This window comes from Streptomyces jeddahensis (assembly GCF_001642995.1).
GTDB classification, from domain to species: domain Bacteria; phylum Actinomycetota; class Actinomycetes; order Streptomycetales; family Streptomycetaceae; genus Streptomyces; species Streptomyces jeddahensis.
Genome location: NZ_LOHS01000113.1, coordinates 12,489 through 31,750, shown reverse-complemented (window position 1 = coordinate 31,750; position 19,262 = coordinate 12,489). Strand labels below are relative to the sequence as shown.

Annotated in this window: 12 protein-coding genes and 1 pseudogene; 3 read left to right on the top strand and 10 right to left on the bottom strand. The window is 68.9% G+C overall.

The annotated features are described in order from the left end of the window. Positions 1–56: 56 nt before the first annotated feature. From STSP_RS26750 to arc, 3 genes are all read right to left on the bottom strand, one after another. Positions 57–275 (bottom strand): ubiquitin-like protein Pup, encoded by a 219-nt coding sequence (locus tag STSP_RS26750; protein WP_016325855.1) that lies wholly within the window; start codon positions 273–275, stop codon positions 57–59. 182 nt (positions 276–457) lie between these two features. Beyond that, positions 458–1,969: a depupylase/deamidase Dop gene (dop, locus tag STSP_RS26745; protein WP_408646363.1), complete on the bottom strand. Its 1,512-nt coding sequence runs from the start codon at positions 1,967–1,969 to the stop codon at positions 458–460. Between the two features lie 268 nt (positions 1,970–2,237). Further along, positions 2,238–4,004, bottom strand: coding sequence for a proteasome ATPase (gene arc, locus STSP_RS26740; RefSeq protein WP_067283182.1), 1,767 nt, complete (start codon positions 4,002–4,004; stop codon positions 2,238–2,240). Positions 4,005–4,261: 257 nt separating this feature from the next. On the opposite strand from arc, the gene STSP_RS26735 reads away from it, so the two are divergent. Beyond that, positions 4,262–4,567 carry a ferredoxin gene (locus STSP_RS26735; protein ID WP_067283180.1) on the top strand — a complete coding sequence of 102 codons (306 nt, stop codon included), beginning with the start codon at positions 4,262–4,264 and terminating at the stop codon, positions 4,565–4,567. 219 nt (positions 4,568–4,786) lie between these two features. Here the strand turns inward: STSP_RS26735 and STSP_RS26730 are convergent, their stop codons facing one another. The 3 genes from STSP_RS26730 to STSP_RS26720 all read right to left on the bottom strand — a co-directional run bounded on the left by STSP_RS26730 (position 4,787) and on the right by STSP_RS26720 (position 8,762). Continuing rightward, positions 4,787–5,356, bottom strand: coding sequence for a hypothetical protein (locus tag STSP_RS26730; RefSeq protein WP_067283179.1), 570 nt, complete (start codon positions 5,354–5,356; stop codon positions 4,787–4,789). Between the two features lie 476 nt (positions 5,357–5,832). Further along, entirely contained in the window at positions 5,833–6,735 is a 903-nt protein-coding gene (locus STSP_RS26725) for a tRNA (adenine-N1)-methyltransferase (RefSeq protein WP_067283177.1), read from the bottom strand. 185 nt (positions 6,736–6,920) lie between these two features. Then, positions 6,921–8,762, bottom strand: a complete 1,842-nt coding sequence (locus STSP_RS26720) for a site-2 protease family protein (protein ID WP_408646362.1) — start codon at positions 8,760–8,762, stop codon at positions 6,921–6,923. Positions 8,763–8,929: 167 nt separating this feature from the next. Between STSP_RS26720 and STSP_RS26715 the strand changes: the two are divergent. Beyond that, positions 8,930–9,811: pseudogene (locus STSP_RS26715) on the top strand (RecB family exonuclease); the annotation flags it as partial. Between the two features lie 350 nt (positions 9,812–10,161). Beyond that, complete coding sequence (locus tag STSP_RS26710) at positions 10,162–10,833, top strand: response regulator (protein ID WP_067283174.1); 672 nt, start codon at positions 10,162–10,164, stop codon at positions 10,831–10,833. Positions 10,834–10,961: 128 nt separating this feature from the next. Here the strand turns inward: STSP_RS26710 and STSP_RS26705 are convergent, their stop codons facing one another. From STSP_RS26705 to metH, 4 genes are all read right to left on the bottom strand, one after another. Beyond that, positions 10,962–12,551 carry an ABC transporter substrate-binding protein gene (locus tag STSP_RS26705; RefSeq protein WP_067283172.1) on the bottom strand — a complete coding sequence of 530 codons (1,590 nt, stop codon included), beginning with the start codon at positions 12,549–12,551 and terminating at the stop codon, positions 10,962–10,964. 58 nt (positions 12,552–12,609) lie between these two features. Next, entirely contained in the window at positions 12,610–14,217 is a 1,608-nt protein-coding gene (locus STSP_RS26700; protein ID WP_067283171.1) for an ABC transporter substrate-binding protein, read from the bottom strand. Positions 14,218–14,627: 410 nt separating this feature from the next. Beyond that, complete coding sequence (locus STSP_RS26695) at positions 14,628–15,326, bottom strand: HAD family hydrolase (protein ID WP_067283169.1); 699 nt, start codon at positions 15,324–15,326, stop codon at positions 14,628–14,630. 248 nt (positions 15,327–15,574) lie between these two features. Beyond that, positions 15,575–19,093, bottom strand: coding sequence for a methionine synthase (gene metH / locus STSP_RS26690; protein WP_067283167.1), 3,519 nt, complete (start codon positions 19,091–19,093; stop codon positions 15,575–15,577). Between the last annotated feature and the right edge of the window lie 169 nt (positions 19,094–19,262).

Sequence of the window (19,262 nt, the reverse complement as noted above, 5' to 3'; positions counted from 1 at the left end):
TTCGGACACTTCTTCGGCCGCCCCCACTCAACCTTTGATTCGAAGGTCAAAAGGCTCTACTGGCCGCCTTTTTGCACGAAGGACCTCACGAAATCCTCAGCATTCTCTTCGAGCACATCATCGATTTCGTCGAGAACTGAGTCCACGTCGTCGCTGAGCTTCTCCTGCCGCTCCTTGAGGTCCTCCGAAGCCTGCGCGTCCTGCGCCTGCTCCTCGACCTCTTCCGTGGAGCGCGTCGCCTTCTGCTGGCCGCCGCCGGTGTCCTTGGTCGCCATATCCCTCACCCCGCTCGATTCGCCCGACTCGGTTTCGATCGGTCAAGATCAGACCCTACAAGCAGGGTCTGACATCGGCCCCGCCGTTGTTACAACGTCCGGGGACCACCTCGATGATTCCCGGACGCAGTCCTTTTCAGCCCCGGTAGCCCGGACTGGGCTGCCGGCGCGTGGTCAGTCGGTCAGCCGCCGGAGAGGACCCTGACCAGATCCTCCGCCGTGCGGCACCGGTCGAGCAGCTCCTTGACGTGATTACGCGTTCCGCGAAGCGGCTCCAGGGTGGGTACGCGCTGGAGCGAGTCCCGGCCCGGGAGGTCGAAGATCACGGAGTCCCAGGAGGCGGCGGCGACGTCGTCGGCGTACTGCTCGAGGCAGCGGCCGCGGAAGTACGCGCGCGTGTCCTCCGGTGGCTTCGCCTCGGCCCGTTCGACGGCCTCCTCGTCGAGGAGCCGCTTCATCTTGCCGCGGGCGACGAGACGGTTGTAGAGGCCCTTCTCGGGGCGTACGTCGGCGTACTGGAGGTCGATGAGCTGCAGGCGTGCCGCGTCCCAGTCGAGGTTGTCGCGGCGTCGGTAGCCTTCCATGAGTTCTCGTTTGGCGACCCAGTCGAGTTCGCCGGAGAGGCTCATGGGGTCGTGTTCCAGGCGGTTGAGGACGTCTTCCCAGCGGGTGAGGACGTCTTTGGTCTGGTCGTCGGCGTCGGCGCCGAAGCGTTCTTCGACGTATTTGCGGGCGAGCTCGTAGTACTCCATCTGGAGCTGGACCGCGGTGAGTGTGCGGCCGCTGCGGAGGGTGACGAGGCGCTGGAGTGTGGGGTCGTGGGAGACCTGGTGGAGGGTGCGTACGGGCTGGTCGACGGCGAGGTCGACGGCGATGAAGCCGTCTTCGATCATGGAGAGGACCAGTGCGGTCGTGCCCAGTTTCAGGTAGGTGGAGATCTCGGAGAGGTTGGCGTCTCCGATGATGACGTGGAGCCTGCGGTATTTCTCCGCGTCGGCGTGGGGTTCGTCGCGGGTGTTGATGATGGGCCGTTTGAGGGTGGTTTCGAGGCCTACTTCGACTTCGAAGTAGTCGGCTCGCTGGCTGATCTGGAAGCCGTGTTCGTGGCCGTCCTGGCCGATGCCGACGCGGCCGGCGCCGGTGACGACCTGGCGGGAGACGAAGAACGGGGTGAGGTGGCGCACGATGTCCGAGAAGGGGGTTTCCCGCTTCATCAGGTAGTTCTCGTGCGTGCCGTAGGACGCGCCCTTGTTGTCGGTGTTGTTCTTGTAGAGGTGGATGGGCTGGGCGCCGGGGAGCTGTGCTGCGCGCTCGGCGGCCTCGGCCATGATGCGTTCGCCGGCCTTGTCCCAGAGGACGGCGTCGAGGGGGTTGGTGACTTCGGGGGCGCTGTATTCGGGGTGTGCGTGGTCGACGTAGAGGCGTGCCCCGTTGGTGAGGATGACGTTGGCGAGGCCGATGTCCTCGTCGGTGAGCTGGCTGGCGTCGGCGGCCTCGCGGGCGAGGTCGAAGCCTCGCGCGTCGCGCAGCGGGTTCTCCTCTTCGAAGTCCCAGCGGGCGCGGCGCGCCCGGTGCATCGCCGCGGCGTATGCGTTGACGATCTGGGACGAGGTGAGCATGGCATTGGCGTTGGGGTGGCCGGGGACGGAGATTCCGTACTCCGTCTCGATGCCCATTACTCGCCGTACGGTCATGCGGCCCTCCTTGCCCGGCGGCGCCCTCGGTCGGGGGCGGCGCTCAAGTACCGCTGGTGCTCCGGTGCGTGTGCGGTGCCCGTCCCCGCACTGCGCGACTCGGCGGTACCGACGAGCCTAGAACGCCTTTGCGCTGGTGGGGAGATCATTTTCGTCTTTGCTCTCGCTCGGGTGTCGACACGGGTGAGGAGCTGTGTGCGGTCTGTCAGTATCAAGAAAGCAGTCGGCTGCGGGTTCCTGTGGAGGACACCCGCAGCCGTCCTGTCTTTTACAGGTACTGACCGGTGTTTGCCACCGTGTCGATGGAGCGTCCGGTGTCTGCGCCCTGCTTTCCGGTGACGAGAGTGCGGATGTAGACGATCCGTTCGCCCTTCTTTCCGGAGATGCGTGCCCAGTCGTCCGGGTTTGTGGTGTTGGGCAGGTCTTCGTTCTCCTTGAACTCGTCCACGCAGGCCTGGAGGAGGTGGGAGACGCGAAGGCCCTTCTGGTTGGCTTCGAGGAAGGCCTTGATGGCCATCTTCTTGGCGCGTCCGACGATGTTTTCGATCATGGCGCCGGAGTTGAAGTCCTTGAAGTAGAGGACTTCCTTGTCGCCGTTGGCGTACGTGACCTCGAGGAAGCGGTTTTCCTCGGATTCGGCGTACATCTGCTCGACGACGGACTGGATCATGCCCTGCACGGTGGCGACCTTGTCATGACCGTGTTCGGCCAGGTCGTCGGCGTGCAGCGGGAGCCGTTCGGTCAGGTACTTGGCGAAGATGTCCTTCGCCGCCTCGGCGTCCGGCCGCTCGATCTTGATCTTCACGTCCAGGCGCCCGGGGCGCAGGATCGCGGGGTCGATCATGTCTTCGCGGTTGGAGGCGCCGATGACGATGACGTTCTCGAGGCCTTCCACGCCGTCGATCTCGGCGAGCAGCTGGGGGACGATGGTGTTCTCCACGTCCGAGCTGACGCCGGAGCCTCGGGTGCGGAAGAGGGACTCCATCTCGTCGAAGAAGACGATGACGGGGGTGCCCTCGCTGGCCTTCTCACGTGCTCGCTGGAAGACCAGGCGGATGTGGCGCTCGGTCTCGCCGACGTACTTGTTGAGGAGCTCGGGGCCCTTGATGTTCAGGAAGTACGACTTCCCGGCGGGCTGGCCGGTCACCTCGGCGACCTTCTTGGCAAGGGAGTTGGCGACGGCCTTCGCGATCAGGGTTTTGCCGCAGCCGGGCGGGCCGTAGAGCAGGACGCCCTTGGGCGGGCGCAGCTCGTGCTCCTTGAAGAGGTCGGGGTAGAGGTAGGGCAGCTCGACGGCGTCGCGGATCATCTCGATCTGGTTGCCGAGGCCACCGATCTTGTCGTAGCTGATGTCGGGGACTTCTTCGAGGACGAGCTCTTCGACCTCGCTCTTGGGCACGACCTCGAAGACGTAGCCGGAGCGGGGTTCGAGCAGCAGGGCGTCGCCGGGGCGGATGGTCACGTCCAGCAGTGGCTCGGCGAGCCGGACCACCCGTTCCTCGTCGGTGTGCCCGAGCACGAGGGCGCGCTCGCCGTCCTCGAGGATCTCCTTGAGGGTGACGATTTCCCCGATCCGCTCGAACTCCATGGCCTCGACCACGTTGAGCGCTTCGTTGAGCATTACTTCCTGGCCGCGCCGGAGCTCGTCGAGCTCGACGCTGGGGCTGACGTTCACCCGGAGCTTGCGGCCCCCGGTGAAGATGTCAGCGGTGCCGTCCTCGTTCGCCGTGAGGAAGACACCGAAGCCGGCCGGCGGCTGTGCGAGCCGGTCGACCTCCTCCTTGAGGGCCACGATCTGGTCTCGGGCCTCACGGAGCGTGTTCGCGAGCCGCTCGTTCTGTGCGGACACGCCGGCCAGGTTGGTCTGCAGCTCGACGATCCGCTCTTCGAGAATCCTCGTATGGCGCGGAGAGTCGGCGAGCTTGCGGCGCAGGACGGCGATTTCCTGCTCGAGATAGGCAATCTGACCGGCAGGGTCGTCGGACCCTCGACCCGGGCGGATGCCGCGGTTGATGTCGTCGTCGTGGGCTGCCACGGTCCTCACCTCCTCCGAAAGGGAGCTGGACGCTTCCAGACCCTACCTGGGTGGGTGTCGATTGAAACCCCTAGATCACAAAGACGGTCGGGGTGTGTCCGATCTTCACCCTTGCGCTGCCCTTCACGCCAGGGGGATACCCACCCACAAACATGGGGAAGCGGGCGGTTGTATCGTCGGAGCGTTCAACACCCGTCAGACCTGGGCCGACTTGCTCGCAGGGCCGGTGATCTCGACGAAGGGAAATGGCAGGAGATATGACCGTGCAGCACGAGGCCGACGCCGGCAGTGACGCTCTGGAGGTCTGGATCGACCAGGACCTCTGCACCGGCGACGGGATCTGCGCGCAGTATGCGCCGGAGGTCTTCGAGCTGGACATCGACGGTCTGGCCTATGTGAAGAGCCCTGCCGACGAGCTTCTGCAGGCTCCGGGGGCCACAACGCCCGTTCCGCTGACGCTTCTGCGGGATGTGACCGACTCGGCCAAGGAGTGCCCGGGCGAGTGCATTCATGTACGTCGCATTTCGGACAAGGTCGAGGTGTACGGCCCGAACGTTGAGTGACGGCGCTGCTGCGCAGCGCCATGAAAGCAGGGGCCCGGGCGGGGTGTCGCCGCCCGGGCCCCTTTGCTGTGTCTGATGCGTCACATTTTCTTTGCTGGTGCTGGTGCTGGTACCGGTGCTGCTGCGCTGCTGGTGCTGTGTGCGGCCGGCCGGACCACTGTGTGTGTCGACGGCGGGGCCGCTGTGGGGCCGTGGTGCTCTGCTGTGCGCCGCAGCGTGTCAGACGCCGAGTGCCCCGGCGGGTGTGGAGCGGACGAACGTGCCGTTCTTCCACTGCCACTTGGCCCGCTCCTGCAGGTCGGGGCAGCAACTGGGGACGTCGGGCGACGAGTAGCCGAGCAGGGTTGCGGTGACGGATCCGTGCTCGACGGCGAGGTCGGAGACGGTGAGGCCGTCCTTGGGGGCGACGAGTGTGGCCACGACGCGGGGATCGGCGTCCGCGTCGGTGGGCTGCGTGATCACGTAGACGCCGTTGGGCGGGGTGCCCGAACCGGCGTCGCAGCGCACCACGGCGACGGTCTCGGGTCTGCCGTCGCCGTCGAGGTCCCCGGAGGCCTTCTTCTGCACCACGGTCTTGGCGGAGCCGCAGTTGAGGCCGAAGTCGACGGCGGCCAGGTCCGGGGCACCGGCGACTGCGCGGTGACGGGTTTCCGGCTGGGCCGCGGTGGCGGCTTCGGACTGGAAGAAGGACGAGCACGCGACGACGGCGGCGAGGGCGGTGGCGGTGGCCACCCAGTGGATCGGGCTGGTTTGGGTGTGTGCCAGTTCCGGGACGGCGGATTGCTGCACTAGGAGCGTCTCCTGTGAGGGCTGTGCCGGTGGGGGGTGGCCAGCATGGTGCCATACCTCACACTGAGGCGGAACGGCGGGGTCCTGTGGAGCTGCCGGTACGTCAAGGAAGGGGCGCCGCGGACGAGTTCCCGGTGCTGTGCGGAACCGGAGGGAGCGGCCGGGTCGTTGAGGTGCCGTGGGCGGGCCGACGTGTGGGCTCTTCTTCGCGGCTCGTCCTCACAGCTCTTCTTGGCGGCTTTTCCTCACGGCCGTTCTTGGCGGCTCTTCTTCATGAGCGCGCCGCGCTTCATGCGGCGCGCGTCGCCGTGTTGGGCATGGTTCGGTGCGGGAGAGTGCCTCGCGCCCCGTCGTGAAGCGGGCGGGCGGGGTCACTCGGTGCAGGCGCTCGCGGGCGAGGAGGAGGGGACCGGCGAAGGGCCGCCGGCGGTGTCGATGCGGCGGCCCTTTCCTCGTGCGGTTCGACGGCCCGCGCGTCAGCGGGACGTGCCTCCGTCGGCGTTCGGTCCGGCGTAGTCCTCGCCGTAGGCGCCCTTGGCGGGGCGGCGGCGGCGCATGGGCGGCTCGACGCCGTCGGCGAGGCGGCGGGCGGTGAGCAGGAAACCGGTGTGGCCGATCATCCGGTGGTCGGGGCGGACGGCGAGGCCCTCGATGTGCCAGTTGCGGATCATCGTCTCCCAGGCGGTCGGCTCGTTGAAGCAGCCGATCTCGCGGATGGACTCGACGGTCCGGGCGAGCTGGGTGGTGGTCGCCACGTAGCAGCAGAGGATGCCGCCGGGGACGAGTGCCTTGGAGACGGCCTCGAGGCACTCCCAGGGGGCGAGCATGTCGAGGATGACGCGGTCGACGTCGGTGTCCGACAGGTTGTCCTGGAGGTCGCCGACGGTGAGCTGCCAGGCGGGGTGCGGTCCGCCGAAGTAGCGCTCCACGTTCTGCTTGGCGATCTCGGCGAAGTCCTCGCGGCGCTCGTAGCTGTGCAGCATGCCGTGGTCGCCGACGGCGCGCAGCAGGAAGCTGCTGAGCGAGCCGGAGCCGACGCCCGCCTCGACGACGCGTGCGCCGGGGAAGATGTCGGCGAAGGCCAGGATCTGCCCCGCGTCCTTGGGGTAGACCACGGCGGCGCCGCGGGGCATGGACAGGACGTAGTCGGGGAGCAGGGGGCGCAGCGCGAGATAGGCGACGTTCCCCGTGGTGCGGACAACGCTGCCCTCGGGAGCACCGATCAGCTCGTCATGCGGGAAGGAACCCTTGTGGGTGTGGAAGTTCTTCCCCGCCTCGAGCGTGAACGTGTAGTGGCGGCCCTTGGGGTCGGTCAGCTGTACCTGGTCCCCGACCTTGAAGGGCCCGCGCCTGCGGGCGGCACCGGTCGGTTCGGACATGTGACCAGCCTACCGGTCCTGGCGGAGGCCGCTGACCATGTGGGGGCGCGGCCCGGGCTGCGCCAGGCGAGTGAGCCGAAGGGGCCGCGCCGGTGTCGAGGGGCCGAGCGCAGTCGGCCTCTCGACACAGGCCACGCCCCGGTAGGGGCATATCGATACAGCGCGCCCCGGAGGCGAACCGAGCCCTAAGAAGAGGGGCGTGCCATTGCCTTGACGAAGGCGCGCTCGACGTCGGCCGCGGAGAGGACTCCGTAGATTTCGCCGGTCTCCTCGACCACCAGGTACTCGGTGGCGGGCGTCGCGCGCAGCGCGTCGAGGAGTTCCTCGCCGGCGAGCTCGGCGGAGACGCGCATGCCGTCGGTCAGCTCCTGCGCGAGGCCGCTGACCGCGACCCAGGGCCTGCGGTGCTCGGGCACGCCGACGATGGCGGCCTCGCGGACCACGGAGAGCGGGTCGCCGTGCGCGTCGACGACGACGAGGGCGCGGGCCCCGGCCTCGTTCGCGCGGCGCAGTGCCTCGGAGAGCGGGGTGTCGGTGGCGACCGGGACGGCCCGCCGGGTGAGGGTGCGGGCGCGTAGCTCGGGCAGGTGTTCGCGGAGGCGGGCCATACGGAGGCTGTTGCCGGCGCCGGTCCAGATGATCGCGGCGAGGATCGCGGCGAGCAGGGCGTCCGTGACGGTGTCCATGCCGCTGATCTCGTCGGCGCCGGAGCCGAGCGCTCCGGATTGGGTGAGCATCGGCAGTCCGACGAGTACGGAGATCGCCAGGGCGCGGCCGACCCAGGCCGCGGCGATCGTGCCGCTCATGGGCTTGCCGGTGATTTTCCAGACGACGGCGCGCAGCATGCGGCCGCCGTCCAGCGGCAGGCCGGGGAGGAGGTTGAAGGCGGCCACGATCAGGTTGGAGATCATCAGGCCCGCGAGGAGCACGCCGGGCACGGTGCCGGGCTCGACGGCCTGCAGGCCGGCGTAGAAGACCCCGGCGAGTACGAGTGAGAGCAGCGGCCCGACGAAGGCCAGGACGAACTCGCGCCCGGGTGTCTCCGACTCCTTCTCGATCTCGGACACGCCGCCGAAGAACTGCAGCTGGATGCGGCGTACGGGCAGCTTGAAGCGGAGCGCCGCGACCGTGTGGGCGAGCTCGTGGACGAGTACGGACGCGTAGAAGGCGACCGCGAAGAAGAGGGAGACGAGATAGCGGGCGGCGCCGAGCTCCGGCAGCACCCGCTCGAGCTGTCCGCCGAAGACCCAGGTGATGAGCGCCGCGACGAGGAACCAGCTGGGCGCGACGTAGACGGGCACACCGAAGGGCCGTCCCATGAGCAGCCCGCCGCCGGGCCCCCGCGGTGGCTTGCCCGGCCCGCCCGGGCCGCGCCCGGTTTGCGGCCCTTGGCCTCCTCCCGGCCGGCCCGCGGACCCGCCGGCCAGCGGTCCGGCCCCACCGGACTGACTCCGCCCGCCGTCACCGTCACCGCCCCGGCGCTCCCCAGCCGTGCCACCCGAAGACCCTGCAGGTCCGGCGCCCGAGGGGTCTCCGGGTCCGCCGCCCGCGGGTCCTGTCGGGCCGTCGCCTGGCGCTGTGGGGTCACAAGGGGAGGGCGAGCCCGAGGTCGCCTCCGAATCCGAAGGGGTCAGCTGAGTCGGAGGTGGATCCGAAGGGGCCTGGTGCGCCGAAAGTGCGGACGGGCCCGCAGACGCGGGGTCTGCGGGTGTGCCGGACGGTCGGGCCGGTTGGGCCGGCTGGGCGTGGGCGGCGGGTTCGGCGGCGTCCGGCGGGTTCGGGACGGGGCCCTCCCCGGTTGGGAGCGCGTCGCGGTCCCCGTCCGCGAGCGCCGCGTCGTCTCCGGTGCCCGCAGGCGGTACGGGCCGTTCGGACGGGGCGTCGGCGCCGTCCGGGCGTGACGGAGCGATGCGGTGCTCGTCCGCTTCGCTGTTGCCCGACCGCGGCTGTCCGCGCCCGCCGCTCTCGTCCACGGTGTCCCCTCGTTCGAAGCGTCCCTCGTCCCTGCTGCCACCGGTGGCGGTCATGCAGGGCGAGTGGGTCTGCTCGTCGATGGTATGCGGCCGCTCTCTCGCGTTCCGCCTCGACTCCCCTCTCTCCGCCCGGGTTGCCTGCCCGTACGGATGCGGGTACGGAGCCGGGTACAGAGCTGTGCGTACGGCATTGTCAGTGGCGGGCCGTAAGGTCTGACGTCATGGAAACCAGCTCCGACGGTGCCGCGGCGGCCGCGCCCTCTGCCGTGGCTGCCGCGCCCCCGGCGTCGCTGTCGCCCTCGCGTGCCGGCGACTTCATGCAGTGCCCGCTGCTCTACCGGTTCCGGGTGATCGACAGGCTGCCCGAGAAGCCGAGTGAGGCGGCCACTCGCGGCACCCTGGTGCACGCCGTGCTTGAAAGGCTGTTCGACGCCCCTGCAGCCGAGCGTACGGCGCCGCGCGCGAAGTCGCTGATCCCCGGGCAGTGGGAGAGGCTGCGCCAGGCGAAACCGGAGCTGGCGGACCTCTTCGCCGAGGCCGACGAGGAGGCGGCGGGCGAGCGGCTGGCCCGGTGGCTGACGGAGGCCGAGGCGCTCGTCGAGCGCTGGTTCTCGCTCGAGGACCCGACCCGGCTGGAGCCCGCGGAGCGGGAGCTGTTCGTGGAGGCCTCCCTGGACTCGGGGCTGAAGCTGCGCGGCATCATCGACCGCGTCGACGTGGCGCCCACGGGCGAGGTGCGGATCGTCGACTACAAGACGGGCAAGGCCCCGCGCCCCGAGTACGCGGAGGGCGCACTGTTCCAAATGAAGTTCTACGCCCTGGTGGTGTGGCGTCTCAAAGGCATCGTGCCGCGCCGTCTGCAGCTGGTCTATCTGGGCAGCGGTGACGTCCTGACGTACGACCCGGTCATGGCGGACCTGGAGCGCGTGGAGCGCAAGCTGCTGGCGCTGTGGGACGCGATCAGGCTGGCCACGGAGACGGGCGACTGGCGGCCGCGTCCGACGAAGCTGTGCGGCTGGTGCGACCATCAGGCGCATTGCCCGGAATTCGGCGGGACTCCCCCGCCGTATCCACTTCCGATCGGAACGCGCGCGTCCGGCGGCGATCGCCTCCCGGTCGATCCCGTCGGCCCCGTCGGCGATGAGGTCCCTGTCGCCACGGCTGGATCCGCCGGCGCCGCGGCGGCCGGCGACCCGCCCCCGGCCCGTACGACCCCTGCCGCCGGCGACCCGCTCCCCGCCCGTACGGCCGCTGCCACCGGCCACCCGCCCGCAGCCCGTACGCCCCAAGTCGCTGGCCCCCCGCCTCAGGCTGGCGCCGCCCAGGCCGCCCCCAGCCATCACCCCCCGTCCGCGGCGCCGGGTGCCGACAGCAATCAGCCACCCTCCAGGGCGCCCGAGGAAGGCGGTGCCGCGCAGGGCAGAATGGGGCCGGACTAGCGAAGGAGACTTACGTGGCGATCCGCGTCCTACTGGTCGACGACCAGCCGCTGTTGCGCACCGGGTTCCGGATGATTCTGGAGGCCGAGCAGGACATCGCGGTCGTCGGCGAGGCCGGGGACGGACTGCAGGCGCTCGACCAGGTCCGTGCTCTCCAGCCCGATGTCGTCCTGATGGACATCCGTATGCCGCGCATGGACGGGGTGGAGGCGACCCGGCAGATCACCGGGCCCGGCCGGGACGGACCGGCGAAGGTCCTGGTGCTCACCACCTTCGACCTCGACGAGTACGTGGTGGAGGCGCTGCGGGCAGGCGCGAGCGGCTTCCTGCTCAAGGACGCCCCGGCGAACGAGCTGGTGCAGGCGATCCGGGTGGTCGCGGCGGGCGAGGCGATGCTCGCGCCGAGCATCACGCGCCGGCTGCTCGACAAGTACGCCGGACATCTGCCGTCAGGCGAGGAGCCGGTGCCGGACACGCTGCACACGCTGACCGAGCGTGAGGTCGAGGTGCTGAAGCTGGTGGCCCGCGGCCTGTCCAACGCCGAGATCGCCGCGGAGCTGTTCGTGAGCGAGACCACCGTCAAGACGCATGTGGGCCACGTGCTGACCAAGCTGGGCCTGCGCGACCGGGTGCAGGCCGCGGTGTACGCGTACGAGAGCGGTCTGGTCCGGCCGGGCGCCCAGTAGTTTCCCGGACTAACCGAGGTCCGAGTCCAGCCACCCGGAACGCCGAGGGCCGCCCTCGGCCACCCGAAACGCCGAGGGCCGCCCTCTCGAGAGCGGCCCTCGCTGTACAGCACCTACTGCGTTCCGGGTCAGCCCTTGCTGATCTCCCAGAACCGGAACACCGTCGACGCGTCGAGGCAGTTCTCCACGCCGTACACGCGGTCGTGGACGACCGCGTACTGCTTGGCCTGCCACACGGGGATGACCGGCAGCTGGTTGGCCACGATGTCCTGGAGCTGTCCGTAATGCTTGTCGGTCGCGGTGCGGTTGCTCTGGGCGGCCGTGCGCGGAATGATCTTCCCGGTGATCGTGCTGTTCTCGTAGCGGTTGTCGAGGACGTTGCCGTCGCCGAAGAAGGGCTGCGTGAAGTTGTCGGGGTCGGGGTAGTCCGGCACCCAGCCCTTCACGTAGATGCCGTACTTGCCGGCCTTGATGTCCTTCTCGTACTCGTCGAACTCGACCGACTTGACGTCGGCGTCGAACAGTCCGCTGGCGTTGAGCTGCTTGGCGATCGCCTTGAACTCCTGCACGGTGGCGGGGCCGTAGCGCGAGGGGGTCGCCCACAGCGTCAGCTTCACCTTGTCCGTGATGCCCTCGGCGCGCAGCGCCTCCTCGGCCTTGCGGGGCTGAGGCCTGGCGCCGTAGGTGTCGAAGAAGGCGGTGTTGTGGCCGCCGATGCCCGCCGGGATGATCGAGTAGAGCGGCTCGGCGGTGTCCTCGTACACCTCGTTGACGAGCGCTTCCCGGTCGAGGAGGTACGCGATGGCCTTGCGGACGCCGAGCTTGCCGACGACCGGGTCCTCCATGTTGAAGACGAGGTGCTGCACTTCGGCGCTGGAGCCCTCGACGACGTCGATGCCGCCGCTCTTGCCGGACGTGTTCTGCTGGATGTCGGCGATGTCCTGCGCGGCGAGTCCGCGGTAGGCGAGGTCGATCTTGTTGTTCAGCAGCGCGTTCTTCAGGGCGGTCTGGTCGCCGTGGAAGAACTTGAGGGTCATCCCGGTGTTCTTGATCTCGGCGGTGCCCTCGTACTGCGGATTGACGGAGAAGACCGCCTCGGTCTTGCTGAAGGAGTCGAGCTTGTAGGGGCCCGAGCCGACCGCCTCGCCGTCAGTGCGCAGGCTGTCCCCGCTGTACGCGCGGTGGTCCACGATCGAGCCGGCGCCGGAGGCGATCTTGCTCGGGAAGGTGGCGTCGGCGTACTTCAGCTTGAAGACGACGGTCTTGGCGTCGGGTGTCTCGACCTTGTCGAGCATGGGGAACATGATCGCCGGACCGGCGTCGTCGTCGATCTTCATCATGCGGTCGAAGGAGAACTTGACGTCCTTCGAGGTGAGCGCATTGCCGTTGCTGAACTTCAGGCCGTCGCGCAGGGTGCACTCGTAGACCGTGGTGGCCGCGTCGGCGAAGCCGCACTCCTCGGCGGCCTCCGGAGCAGGCTCCGTTGCGCCCTTGGGGAAGCTCAGCAGCGACTGGAAGACGTTGTTGAACAACAGCCATGAGCCGGGGTCGTAGCCGGACGCCGGATCGGTGGCGAGGACGTCGTCCGACATCCCCATCACGACGGCCTCTCCTTCGCCGGCCGAGGCGCCTTCCTGGGAGCTGCCGCAGCCGGTCAACAGGGCGGCGGCCAGCCCCGCGCTGAGGGGCGGGACCAGCCACTGGTTGCGCATTTTCACCTACGTGTGCCTTGTCGTCGTTCTCCGAAGGGAGCTCTGGCCCGCGATAAGGGCCAGGTCAGCCGCTCATGCCGCGGCTGAGCTCCCACAGCTGAAGGGTCGAGGAGGAGTTGAGGGCCCACTCCGCGCCCGTGATGTCGTCGCGGGCCGCGATGTACTGCTTGCCCTGCCACAGCGGCAGCACCGGCACGTCGTCGGCGACGATGTTCTGGATCTCCTCGAGGCTCTCGGACGCGGCGAGGCGGTCGGCCTCCCGGCGCGAGTCCGGGATCAGCTTCTTGCGGATCGTGGAGTTGGCGTACGGAGAGCCGAGGAAGTTGTCCTTGTCGAGGAACGGCGCGACGAAGTTGTCGGCGTCGGGGAAGTCCGGGAACCAGCCCATGCCGTAGACCGCGTACTTGCCCTTGGACTCGTTCGGGCGGAAGGTCGCCCACTTCTCGCCCTTGATGGTGACGTCGAACAGGCCGCTGTCGTTCAGCTGCTTCTGCAGCAGCTCGAACTCCTTCTTGGTGGCGGGGCCGTAGTGGTCGGTCGTGTAGTTCAGCGTCAGCTTCACCGGCGTGGTGATGTTCGCCTTGGCCAGAATGGAGCGGGCCTTGGCGGTGCTCGGGTCGCCGTACTTGTTGAAGAACGAGTTGGCGTGGCCGGTGATGGTGGCCGGTACGAGCGAGTACAGCGGCTCGGCGGACGTGCCGTAGACCTCCGACGCGATCTCACCGCGGTCGACGATCTGTGCCATCGCCTGCCGGACGGCCTTGCTCCTGACCTGCGGGGCGTCGGTGTTGAAGCCCAGGTAGCGGATCTCCAGGCCCGGCATCTCGATGAGCTTGATGTCGCTGTCCGCACCGGCGTCGGAGTACTTCTTGATCTGCTCGGGCGACATGGTGCGGGTCATGAGGTCGATGTCGCCCTTCTCGAGCGCCGCGCCCATGGCGTCGGCACTGTCGAACGACCGCATCTCGACCTTCTGGTTCTGCGGCGTCAACTCGCCCTTGTACTCGGGGTTCTTGGTGAAGACCGCCTTGACGAGCTCGTTGTTCCTGGTCTCGACCTGGACGGTGTAGGGCCCGGAACCGTCGACGCGGAATCCGTCGCGCAGCTTGTTCTTGGCGTAGTCCTTCGGGTTGACGATGCCCGCGGCCGGCGTGGCCAGTTTGTACGGGAAGGTGGCGTCCGCGGTGTTGAGGTGGAAGATGACCTCGCGGTCGCCCTTGGTCTCGACGGTGTCGATGCTGGACAGCAGACCGGCCACGCCGCTGTCGCTCTTGATGCCGCGCACGCGGTCGATGGAGTACTTCACATCCGCGGCCGTCACGGGGCTGCCGTCTGCGAACTTCAGGCCCTTGCGCAGGGTGCAGGCGTAGCGCTCGTTGCCGTTGTCGCTGAATCCGCACTGCTCCGCGGCCTCCGGCTCCGGCTCCCCGTCGCCGCGCGGCAGGGCCATCAGGGTCTGCAGCGTCTGCCGCAGGATGTTCCAGGTGCCGACGTCGTAGGCGTAGGCCGGGTCGAGGGGCGCGGGGGCATCGGCCGATGCACTGAACCGGTCGGTGGTGCCGACGACGATCGCCTTGCCGTCGTCGCCTCCGCTGTCGGATCCGCCGCAGGCGGCGAGGGCGGGGGCGAGCAGGCCGGTGACGGCCGCCAGAACCAGGATCTTGCGGTTCATGCTCGAAGTTCTCCAGAGCTTTCGATGCCCATGTCACCCGGCAAGGGGGGTGGGTGCTGACGGGTGCACAGGCCGGTACGGCGATGTTCTCGCGTCGAGATTAGTGCGCAGGGCAGAGCGGCCCGACGGGGCTGGAGTTGAGGGTTCATCACGCAGGGGCACCGGGCGTGGACGCACCGAAAACCCGCTAGAGGGAGCTTTCATCCGGTGCTGAACAAATAGGACACAACGCTTCCCGTGTCCGCACGGCAATCCGGGGTTCGGCACACCAGCGGAGGCCTGTCGACCCCTGTACGTGTGGCAAACGTCACAGCCTCAAGAGTGCTGGTGGGAGTCTGTTTTCGGCCAGCCGGCATCACGGTTCGGCTTCATCGACCGCGGGTGTTCTCCCGGGCCGTTCTCCCGGGTGGTCAGTTGAGCGTCATCAGGCCCTGGAGAAACGGCAGGTCGACCTCCTCGAGCGAGGTGACCACGGTGCGTCCCGCCACCGGTGCGATCGGGGCCACGGAGGGGACGGCCACCACCCGGCAGCCCGCGGCCTCGGCGGCGGCGACTCCGGTCGCGGTGTCCTCGACGACGGCGCATCGGGCCGGGTCCGCTCCGAGACCGGCCGCGGCGAGCAGATACGGGTCCGGATACGGCTTGGTGCGTTCCACCTCGTCCCCGGCGATGGTCAGTGCGAAGTACTCCGGCCCGAGTGACTTCAGGACGTGGTCGATGATGCGCCGGTGGGACGCGGAGACCAGGGCGGTCGGCATCTCGTGCGCGGCCAGCTCGGCCAGCAGCCGGGCGGCGCCCGGCATGAGCGGGAGTGTGCCGTTGAGGCGCTCCTCGAACGCGTCGTTCAGCAGCTCTGTGAGCTCGGGAAGCGTGATGTCGGCGCCGGTGGCCTCGATCAGGAATCCGGCGCTGCGCGTCATGGGGCCGCCGACCACCACATGACGCCAGGTGTCGTCGAGCGCGTGGCCGAGTCCTGCGAAGACCTCGACCTCGGCGTCCCACCAGATGCCCTCGGTATCCACCAGGGTGCCGTCCATGTCCAGGAGTACGGCCTGCAGGGCGGAGCCATCGGCCGAACGGGTACCGACAACGGGGACCGTACTCGTCATCCGGGCACACCTCCGTGAGGGACGAGAAGGCCGGTTCCCAGGGGGGAACCGGCCTGCACTGGATCGACCAGTGTACGACTCGTCCGCGGTGCGCGCTCTGCGAGCTTCGTCGCGCGTGTCACGGCAGGTCCTGCGGGTGGCCGCGGACGGCAGGTCCTGCGGGTGGCCGCGGACGGCAGGTCCTGCGGGTGGCCGCGGGCGGCAGGTGCGCGGGTGCCCGCAGGACGCGATCACCGCAGCTGCCCGCTCTACCGCGCGTTGAAGTACTTCGCCTCCGGGTGGTGGATGACGATCGCGTCGGTGGACTGCTCGGGGTGCAGCTGGAACTCCTCCGACAGCTGCACGCCGATGCGCTCGGGTTCGAGGAGCTGGGCGATCTTGGCGCGGTCCTCGAGATCGGGGCAGGCCCCGTAGCCGAGCGAGAAGCGGGCACCGCGGTACTTCAGGGCGAACATGTCCTCGATGTCGGCCGGGTCCTCGCCGGCGAAGCCCAGCTCCGAGCGCACGCGCGCGTGCCAGTACTCCGCCAGCGCCTCCGCCAGCTGGACGGAGAGGCCGTGGAGTTCGAGGTAGTCGCGGTAGGAGTCCGACGCGAACAGCTTCGCCGTCTCCTCCCCGATCCGCGAACCCACGGTGACGACCTGCAGGCCGACCACGTCGGTCTCGCCGGACTCCTCCGGACGGAAGAAGTCCGCCAGGCACAGCCGCCGTCCGCGGCGCTGGCGGGGGAAGGTGAAGCGGGTGCGCTCGTTGCCCTGCTCGTCGAGGATGATCAGGTCTTCGCCCTTGGACACGCACGGGAAGTAGCCGTAGACCACGGCCGCCTCGAGGAGGTTCTTGGTCTGCAGCTCGTCGAGCCAGCCCCGCAGCCGCGGCCGGCCCTCGCTCTCCACCAGTTCGCCGTAGGTGGGCCCGTCACCGGTGCGGGCCTGCTTCAGGCCCCACTGGCCCTTGAACAGCGCGCCTTCATCCAGCCAGGAGGCGTACTCCTTGAGCTGGATGCCCTTGACGACCCGGGTGCCCCAGAACGGCGGCGTCGGCACCGGGTTGTCGACAGCCACGTCCGAGCGGACGGCGCCCTCTTCGGGACGCTCCTCGACCTGGACGCTGGCCGCCCGCACCCGGCGCTGCTTCAGCTCCGGCAGAGCGGCTCCGGGAACGCCCCGCTTGACCGCGATCAGGGCGTCCATCAGCCGCAGGCCTTCGAAGGCGTCGCGTGCGTAGCGGACCTCGCCCTCGTAGATCTCGTGGAGGTCCTGCTCGACGTACGCGCGGGTGAGCGCGGCGCCGCCGAGGATGACCGGGTACCGGGCGGCCAGCCTGCGCTGGTTGAGCTCCTCCAGGTTCTCCTTCATGATCACCGTGGACTTCACCAGGAGCCCGGACATGCCGATGACGTCCGCCTGGTGCTCCTCGGCGGCCTCCAGGATCGCGGAGACGGGCTGCTTGATGCCCAGGTTCACGACGTTGTAGCCGTTGTTGGACAGGATGATGTCGACCAGGTTCTTGCCGATGTCGTGGACGTCGCCGCGCACGGTGGCCAGGACGATGGTGCCCTTGCCTTCGGCGTCCGACTTCTCCATGTGCGGTTCGAGGTAGGCCACCGCGGCCTTCATGACCTCGGCGGACTGTAGTACGAACGGCAGCTGCATCTGGCCGGAACCGAACAGCTCACCGACCACCTTCATGCCGTCGAGCAGGGTCTCGTTGACGATGTCGAGGGCCGGGCGCTCCTGGAGCGCCTCGTCGAGGTCGGCCTCCAGGCCGTTGCGCTCGCCGTCGATGATGCGGCGCTTCAGGCGCTCCTCCAGCGGCAGCGCCGCCAGCTCTTCGGCCTTGCCGGCCTTCAGCGACTTCGCCGTCGCTCCCTCGAACAGCTGCATGAGCTTCTGCAGCGGGTCGTAGCCCTCGGAGCGGCGGTCGTAGATCAGGTCGAGGGCGGTGGTGACCTGCTCCTCGTCGAACCGGGCGATCGGCAGGATCTTGCTCGCGTGCACGATGGCCGAGTCGAGGCCGGCCTTGACGCACTCGTCCAGGAAGACGGAGTTCAGCAGGATCCGGGCCGCCGGGTTCAGACCGAAGGAGATGTTCGACAGACCCAGCGTGGTCTGTACGTTCGGGTGGCGGCGCTTGAGCTCGCGGATCGCCTCGATCGTGGCGATGCCGTCCTTGCGGGACTCCTCCTGACCCGTGCAGATGGTGAAGGTCAGGGTGTCGATGAGGATGTCCTCCTCGTGGATGCCCCAGTTGCCGGTCAGATCCGCGATCAGCCGCTCGGCGATCTCGACCTTCTTCTCCGGCGTGCGGGCCTGGCCCTCCTCGTCGATGGTCAGCGCGATCAGCGCGGCGCCGTGCTCCTTCGCCAGCGCCGTGACCTTGGCGAACCGCGACTCGGGGCCGTCACCGTCCTCGTAATTGACGGAGTTGATGACCGCGCGGCCGCCCAGCTTCTCCAGACCCGCCCGGATCACGTCGACCTCGGTGGAGTCCAGCACGATGGGCAGCGTGGAGGCGGTGGCGAAACGTCCGGCCAGCTCCTCCATGTCGGCGACGCCGTCGCGGCCCACGTAGTCGACGCACAGGTCGAGCATGTGCGCGCCCTCGCGGATCTGGTCGCGTGCCATCTCCACGCAGTCGTCCCAGCGGCCGTCCAGCATGGCCTCGCGGAACTTCTTCGACCCGTTGGCGTTCGTGCGCTCGCCGATGGCCAGGTACGAGGTGTCCTGGCGGAACGGCACCGTCTGGTACAGCGAGGCCGCGCCCGGCTCCGGCTGTGGCTGCCGCTCGGGCGGGGTGAGGTCGCGGACCCGCTCGACGACCTGGCGTAGGTGCTCGGGCGTCGTACCGCAGCAGCCGCCGACCAGGGAGAGGCCGTACTCGCGGACGAAGGTCTCCTGGGCCTCGGCGAGCTCCGTGGCCGTCAGCGGGTAGTGGGCACCGTCCTTGGTGAGGACCGGGAGACCGGCGTTCGGCATGCAGGACAGCGGGATGCGGGAGTTGCGGGACAGGTAGCGCAGGTGCTCGCTCATCTCGGCCGGCCCTGTGGCGCAGTTCATGCCGATCATGTCGATGCCGAGCGGCTCCAGGGCGGTCAGCGCCGCACCGATCTCGGAACCCAAGAGCATGGTGCCGGTGGTCTCGACGGTCACCGAGACGATGACCGGCAGCTCGAGACCGGCGACCTCCAACGCGCGGCGGGCGCCGAGGACGGCGGCCTTGGTCTGGAGGAGGTCCTGGGTGGTCTCGACGAGCAGGGCGTCGGCGCCGCCCGCGATCAGGCCCTCTGCATTCTGCTGATAGGCGTCACGGATAGTGGTGTAGCCGACGTGGCCCAGGGTCGGCAGCTTCGTGCCCGGGCCCATCGAGCCGAGCACCCAGCGCTGCTGCCCGGTCTTCTGCGTGTACTCATCGGCCACCTCGCGGGCGATCCGCGCACCACGCTCGGACAGTTCGTGGATGCGGTGGGCGATGTCGTACTCGCCGAGGGCCGCGAAGTTGCAGTTGAAGGTGTTGGTGCCGACGCAGTCCGTACCCACGGCGAAATACGCGTCGTGGACGGAGCGGACGATGTCGGGCCTGGAGACGTTCAGGATCTCGTTGCAACCCTCGAGGTTCTGGAAGTCGTCGAGGGTCGGGTCCTGTGCCTGGAGCATCGTGCCCATCGCACCGTCGGCCACCACGACACGGGTGGCGAGGGCTTCGCACAGGGCCTCGGCCCGGGCGCGGCTGTCGGAGGGGACGGTGGAAGGGGTCGGCGACGAGGCCATGTAGTGCTCCCTGGAGTGCGACGGCTGTCGGCTTTGCGCCCTTCTCATGGCAGGCGCACTCCGCCAGGGTATCCGGGAGGCCGTCCACCCGTACGAACGGTCCACGGTCCGGACGGCCCACCCGATCAGGCAGGTTTCAGGATTACGCTCCCGGCCCGGCAGGGCGCCC